Below are 6,285 nucleotides of genomic sequence, written 5' to 3'. Positions count from 1 at the left end.
TTAAATTGCTCTGTGTACTTGTTCATGTTGAAAACCCAAAAAGTTGGATGGGTGTCCAACTTTTTGGGGGCAGTTCACCTTGTAGGAGCGAGCTTGCCTCGCGATCTTTTGATCTTTGAAAAGATCGCGAGGCAAGCTCGCTCCTACACATAAAAACCCACACCACGCCCCAAAACGTGGCGCCCGGTAACAAATCGCACCGCTTAAGCGCACCTTCCCCCCTCAAAAAATCATTTATCTGACTCTAAAGCGCTCTTTCGCACGCCAAAAATAATAGTTGGCACGATATACGCATACTCAATAATAACAGATTGTTGAACAATCATTGCCGCACTGCTGTCACCCACCGAGGATACGAAGATGCGTAAAGGTCTGATGAGCAAAACCACCAAGCACACCCTGGCGCTGACAGTCGCCCTTGCGTGTTTAGCGCCGCTGGTATCGGCGGCAGAGGTCAAAGGCACGCTCAAACAAGGGGAGCTGTCGATCGGCTCCGACCTGACCTACCCGCCTTACACCTACCTGGATCAAAAACAACCTGCCGGGTTCGACCCGGAATTCATCCAGTTGCTCGGCCAGCAATTGGGGCTGAAACCGCGCTTTCTCGACACCCGCTTCGCCAACCTGATTCTCGGGGTCAACGCCCAGCGCTTCGACGTAGTGGCTTCGGCGCTTTACGTCACCCCGGAGCGCGCCAAGCAGGTCGACTTTGTCAGCTACCTGAAAACCGGCTCATCGCTGATGGTGCTCAGCGGCAGCGACTTCAAGCCTCAGCAACCCCAGGACTTGTGCGGCAAGCGCGTCGGCTCGATCAAAGGCGCCTCGTGGGTGCCCAAGCTCAACCAGGTTTCCGCCGAATACTGCCTGCCCAATGGCAAGCCAGCGATTGAGTCCCGCGAGTTCCCGACTTCGCCGGAAGCCACTCAGGCCCTGCTGTCACGCGCGGTCGACGTGCAAATGGAAGACCCCGCTGTGGCCAAGATCACCGTCGAAAAACTCCAGGGCAAAACCGTGATCAGCTCCAACGAACTGATTTACCCGGTGGTCATCGGTCTGGCTGTGCGCAAGGGCAACCAGCCGTTGCTGGAAGAGCTGACTGAAGCCCTCGCGCAGATCAAGCAGAACGGCAGCTACGGCCAACTGCTCGCCCGCTACAACCTGGCTGAACCCACGGCTCAGGAAATCAGCACGGCATTGGGCAACTGAAACACCCCGTGAGGCGTAACCGGTAGCGGATTCCCCAGTGCTTCCCTACCGGCGCAACGATCACAGACATTCGGAGCAAGCACATGCAATTCGATTGGCACTACACCCTGGGCCTGTTGTGGAACGGTGACTTCTGGCGGGCCGTCGCGACGGTGGTTGAACTGAGCCTGGAAACCTGGGTGCTGGGGATCATCTTCGGCTTCTTTCTGGCTCTGGCCAGACAGTCGCAACGCCGCTGGCTGCGTAATGCCGCAGGCCTGTATATCTGGTTCTTTCGCAGCTTGCCGCTGCTGGTCCTGCTGATTTTTGTCTACAACCTGCCGCAGGTGTTTCCGTCCACCAGCGTGGTGTTGTCCAACCCCTACAGCGCCGGGCTTATCGCGCTGGTGCTCAGTGAAGCGGCGTATATCGCCGAGATCCACCGTGGCGGGCTGCTGGCCGTGGTCAAAGGTCAACTGGAGGCCGGCAAGGCGCTGGGCGTCGGCTATAAAGGCATTCAACGCCTGATTGTGGTGCCCCAAGCCTTGCGTGTCGCGCTGCCCACCCTGGCCAATGAATATATCACGATCGTCAAACTGACCTCGCTGGTGTCGGTAATTTCGCTGTCAGAAATCCTTCTGGTGGGCCAACAGCTTTACACCCAGAACTTCCTCGTGATGGAGACCATGCTGGCCGTGGCGTTCTATTACGTGCTTATCGTCACAGTGTTCAGCCGCCTGCTACACCTGCTGGAAAACCATCTGGACGTGACCCGCCGCAAACCCAAAACCATCGCCCCGGCTGAACTGGGCCAAGTGGTGACCCGACGTAACAGCGATCAGGCTGCCCCTGGCGAATTCGCCCTGCAAGCGCAAAGCGTGCGCAAGTCGTATGGCGAACTGGAAGTGCTCAAAGGCGTGGACCTGAATGTGCGCTGGGGCGAAGTGGTGTCGATCATCGGCCCTTCCGGCTCGGGCAAAACCACGCTGATCCGCACCATGAATGGCCTCGAAAGCCTCGACCATGGCCAGATCACCCTGCAAGGCCAGCCATTTCTGCGCGGCACGCAAGACCCGGAAGGCCCGCTCAGCCACAAAGTGCACATGCAAAACATTGTGCACGTGGGCATGGTCTTCCAGGGCTTCAACCTGTTTGCCCACAAGACCGTGCTGGAGAACGTGATGCTCGCCCCGGTCTATCACGCCCATGGCGCGGGTGAAGAACTGCGCCTGCTGAGCCTGGCCCTGCTGAAAAAGGTCGGCATGCTCGATCACGCCGGCAAATACCCGCATCAACTGTCTGGCGGCCAGCAACAGCGTGTGGCCATCGCCCGGGCATTGGCCATGCGCCCTTCGGTGATGCTGTTTGACGAACCCACCTCGGCCCTCGACCCGGAACTGGTCGGCGACGTACTGGCGGTCATCGAAGAACTGGCCCGCGAAGGCATGACCATGGTCATCGTCACCCACGAAATGAACTTCGCCTTCAAGCTTTCGGACCGCGTGGTGTTTATGGAAGGCGGCCAGATCATTCAGGATGCGGCGCCGCGCGAGATGCTCGAACAACGCAGCGAACGCATGACCAAGTTCCTTAAAGACGTACAGCTTGCATGAGCCCAAGGAGTCTCAGCGTGAATCAATCCAAGGAAAAAAGCCTGTCCCTGTCGGATCAGGTCGCCATCGAATTGCGCGAAGACATTATTGGCGGGCGCCTGCTGCCGGGCATGCCGCTGACAGAAAGCGAGTTGGTGAATGCCTACAACGCCTCACGCAACACCGTGCGCGAGGCCCTGCACCAGTTGGGCCGCGAAGGCCTGACCAGCTACGTACGCAACAAAGGCGTGATGGTACGGCGTATGGGTATCGACGACGTGCGCGACATTTTCAACGTGCGCCGCACCCTCGAACTACAGGCCATTGCCGCCAGCAAACCGCTGCGCGAGTACCAGTCCGACCTGATGCTCGAAGCCATCGAAGCCGCACAACTGGCCCAGGACCGGGAAAACTGGCAAGCCTTCGGCACCCACAGCTTGCGCTTTCACCAACACATCGTCGGCTTGCTGCGCAGCCCGCTGTTCGATGAGTTTTTCACCCAGGTCGCGGCGCAAATGCGCCTGGTGTTTTCCAGTGCCCCCAGTGAAGAAAACTTTCAGAAACCCTGGCTCGAACGCGACCGGCAGATCCACGACCTGCTCGCCGAAGGCAACAAGAAAGCCGCTGAGGAAGCCATGAGCAGCTACCTCAATGACTCCGAAACCGTGCTGTTGGACATTCTGGCCAGCACGCCCAAACCCTGAGAAGAGGACCCACTATGTACAAGGACTATCCAGCGGCCTACCAAGTCAGCAAAGGTGCCGCGCTACAAGTCGACAAGCCTTTCTATGACCGCGTGCGTGAATCTGCCGGCAAACGCACCCTGATCGAACAGTTCGAAGTACCGATCCGTACCGGCCGCGCCTGGAAAGTACCCGCAGGCCATGTGTTTCGCGTGACCACGCCGGTAGGCCCGCAAGTTGGCGACTTCAACATCTGGAACGCCAACGACCCGCGCGAGCGCATGTGGGCCGCCCGTACCCGCCAGTTGCAGGGCGCGCACGTCACTACTTATGACCGCCTGTGGTCGAACCTGCCGTTTTTGCGGCCATTGGTGACCATCACCGACGATAGCCTGGCCGATTACGGCATTGATGAACACGGCGGCCGCCTGCACGACTTGCTCGGCACCCGCTGCGACCCTTACGTCAACAAGATGCTCACCGGCGAAGACTTTCATCATCATTGCCACTCCAACCTGACCCGCGCAGTGCTGCCCCACGGCCTGACCGAGTTCGACGTGCATGACGTGCTGAACATCTTCCAGTGCACCGGCCTGAACCACGACGACATGTACTTTATGAAGGCATGCCCGGCAAAACAGGGTGATTACCTGGAGTTTTTCGCTGAAATTGACGTGCTGTGCGCCCTGTCGACCTGCCCTGGCGGCGACCTGTCATTGCCCATGTGGGGCCCGGACGCAGAAGACCCGCTCAAGGTCTGCCGCCCGTTGGGCGTTGAAATTTACAAACTCGACGAGTCGCTGCTCGAAGGCTGGAAGCAACCCGAGCGCGCCGCCTATAAGGGCAATCACGGCTTGCTGATTGCCAAGGCTGAGTGGGAAAAGTAATACCGCTGCAACCGTGCACGTGTAACCCGCAGCGGCGCTGTCAACGCCGGCCCGCTGACGGGTTTGCACAAATCAGTCATTATCTGCTCCCTACCCGGCCCTCTATTCAGGAGCAAGAATGGACAAGCACATTGCCGCCGTCCCGCTGGACAAAGCCTATCGACTGATCAACCACGGGCCGACCATTCTGGTCTCGGCGCGCCATGCTGGCGTGCAAAACGTCATGGCGGCCTCATGGGCCTGTGCGCTGGACTTTGCCCCGCCCAAGCTCACCGTGGTGCTGGACAAAAGCGTAAAAACCCGCGAACTGGTGGAGCACAGCGGCTTGTTCGTGATTCAGGTGCCGACCGTGGCACAAATTGAACTCACCAGCAAAGTCGGCAGTTTGAGCCTCAACACCGACCCGAACAAACTCAGCGACAGCGGTGTTGAACTGTTTGCGATTGAAGGGCATGACCAGCCGTTCGTAGCCGGGTGTTCGGCATGGCTGGCCTGCAAACTGATCCCCGAACCGCACAACCAGACAGCCTACGACCTGTTTATAGGTGAAGTGGTCGGTGCCTGGGCAGACACCCGCGTTTTCAGCGACGGCCATTGGCACTTCGAAACCGCCGACCCGGCCTGGCGCAGCCTGCACTACATTGCCGGTGGCCATTACTACGCGACTGGTGAAGCGCTGGATATTGACGAGGCCTGACCCTCGCTACGGGTTGTACGCGATCCAACTGTAGGAGCGAGCTTGTCTCGCGATCTTTTGACTTTGGCTCTTTTTACGGCCGATGCTCGACCGATCGCAGCCTTCGTCCCTCGTCAGCGACTACAGGGCGGTTAGGCGTTTTGCCTAACGACGGTCAATCCTTCTTGCTCATCCGGGGCCTTGAAGTAACGGGTGATCAAGTCGAACTCTGCATCGGTGGCGGCAAACTCATGCTCGCCCTTGGCGTTGCGCGCGCGCAATCGGGCGCGGCAGGTATCGTCATCGACGTCCAGGTAATGCAGACAATGCGCAACCTGTGCCTGATCAGCCAAGGCCCGCAGCCATTGGCGGTCAGCGACGGTGTTGGCCGGAAAATCCAGCACCACGTTGACACCGGAACCCAGCAGGTCGATCACCAAGGGCTGTAACACGTCACGCAGGCGCCTGGCACAGCGCAGGTAATCGGTTACCGAACGAATCTCCTCAGGGTAAAGCGCCGCCAGCCAGCGATCTTCGCTAATCAAAATCGCCGCATGTTCTTCGACCAACGTCTTTGCCAGGGTCGATTTGCCCGAAGCGATCTTGCCGCACATCAAATGCAGAACGGGGGTGGTCATAAGCAGCCTTCCTGAAGGTGAGCCAAAGATCATGCCCAACCGCTATCGGGCCAGCAAGCAATGCCCAGCCGATGCACGCAACTTTCACCTTTGCACCCGCTTGGTTATGCTCGGCGCTGGCTGAAGCTGTCCGCCCTTTTGCCTCTCTTGAGCATCAAGGCTTGGCAGCGCGAGCATCCAGACATGTCGGTGACAGGAGGCAGCATGTTTTCAATCGAATTCGAAAAACCCATTCCCATCTTGCGAATGTTTGACGAGGCCAAGGCGCGGGAGTTTTATCTCGATTTTCTGGGTTTTAATGTCGAATTCGAACATCGCTTTGAACCTGGCATGCCGTTGTACTTGGGCATCAGCCGTAACGGGCTTGAACTGCATTTGTCGGAACATCACGGCGATGCCAGCCCGGGTTCGACGCTCTTTGTCCCGGTGCACAATATCGAGCTGTTTCACGCTGAGTTAACAGCTAAACACTATGGTTATGCGCGCCCGCAAATCGTTCAACAGGACTGGGGCCAAGTGCTGGAAGTGCACGACCCTTTCGGCAACCGCATACGGTTCTGTCAACGCTGATCGGCCCACCCGCGAGGGCTGATAAAAAATTATGTGGAAATGATACTGGTTCTC

7 protein-coding genes are annotated in these 6,285 nt (G+C 58.3%); 6 read left to right on the top strand and 1 reads right to left on the bottom strand.

Annotated features, from left to right (window positions below):
• The first annotated feature begins 360 nt into the window (after positions 1 to 360).
• The 5 genes from GHO32_RS11580 (at position 361) to GHO32_RS11560 (ending at position 5,044) form a co-directional block, all read left to right on the top strand.
• Positions 361 to 1,206 carry an ABC transporter substrate-binding protein gene (locus GHO32_RS11580; RefSeq protein WP_153332265.1) on the top strand — a complete coding sequence of 282 codons (846 nt, stop codon included), beginning with the start codon at positions 361 to 363 and terminating at the stop codon, positions 1,204 to 1,206.
• Positions 1,207 to 1,289: 83 nt separating this feature from the next.
• Complete coding sequence (locus GHO32_RS11575; RefSeq protein ID WP_123749407.1) at positions 1,290 to 2,798, top strand: amino acid ABC transporter permease/ATP-binding protein; 1,509 nt, start codon at positions 1,290 to 1,292, stop codon at positions 2,796 to 2,798.
• A gap of 17 nt (positions 2,799 to 2,815) precedes the next feature.
• Entirely contained in the window at positions 2,816 to 3,481 is a 666-nt protein-coding gene (locus GHO32_RS11570) for a GntR family transcriptional regulator (RefSeq protein ID WP_314915101.1), read from the top strand.
• Positions 3,482 to 3,495: 14 nt separating this feature from the next.
• Complete coding sequence (locus GHO32_RS11565) at positions 3,496 to 4,347, top strand: DUF1989 domain-containing protein (protein ID WP_153336250.1); 852 nt, start codon at positions 3,496 to 3,498, stop codon at positions 4,345 to 4,347.
• A gap of 118 nt (positions 4,348 to 4,465) precedes the next feature.
• Positions 4,466 to 5,044 carry a flavin reductase family protein gene (locus GHO32_RS11560; protein WP_153332263.1) on the top strand — a complete coding sequence of 193 codons (579 nt, stop codon included), beginning with the start codon at positions 4,466 to 4,468 and terminating at the stop codon, positions 5,042 to 5,044.
• Between the two features lie 131 nt (positions 5,045 to 5,175).
• Here the strand turns inward: GHO32_RS11560 and GHO32_RS11555 are convergent, their stop codons facing one another.
• Positions 5,176 to 5,661 carry an ATP-binding protein gene (locus GHO32_RS11555; RefSeq protein WP_153336251.1) on the bottom strand — a complete coding sequence of 162 codons (486 nt, stop codon included), beginning with the start codon at positions 5,659 to 5,661 and terminating at the stop codon, positions 5,176 to 5,178.
• Between the two features lie 60 nt (positions 5,662 to 5,721).
• On the opposite strand from GHO32_RS11555, the gene GHO32_RS11550 reads away from it, so the two are divergent.
• Complete coding sequence (locus GHO32_RS11550; protein ID WP_256665535.1) at positions 5,722 to 6,231, top strand: glyoxalase superfamily protein; 510 nt, start codon at positions 5,722 to 5,724, stop codon at positions 6,229 to 6,231.
• Positions 6,232 to 6,285: the final 54 nt, after the last annotated feature.

Origin of the sequence: Pseudomonas sp. FSL R10-2189 (assembly GCF_009600325.1) — a bacterium.
Lineage (GTDB): Bacteria > Pseudomonadota > Gammaproteobacteria > Pseudomonadales > Pseudomonadaceae > Aquipseudomonas > Aquipseudomonas helleri.
The sequence above is the reverse complement of the archived record's forward strand: the minus strand, read 5'-3'. Positions and strand labels throughout refer to the sequence as shown.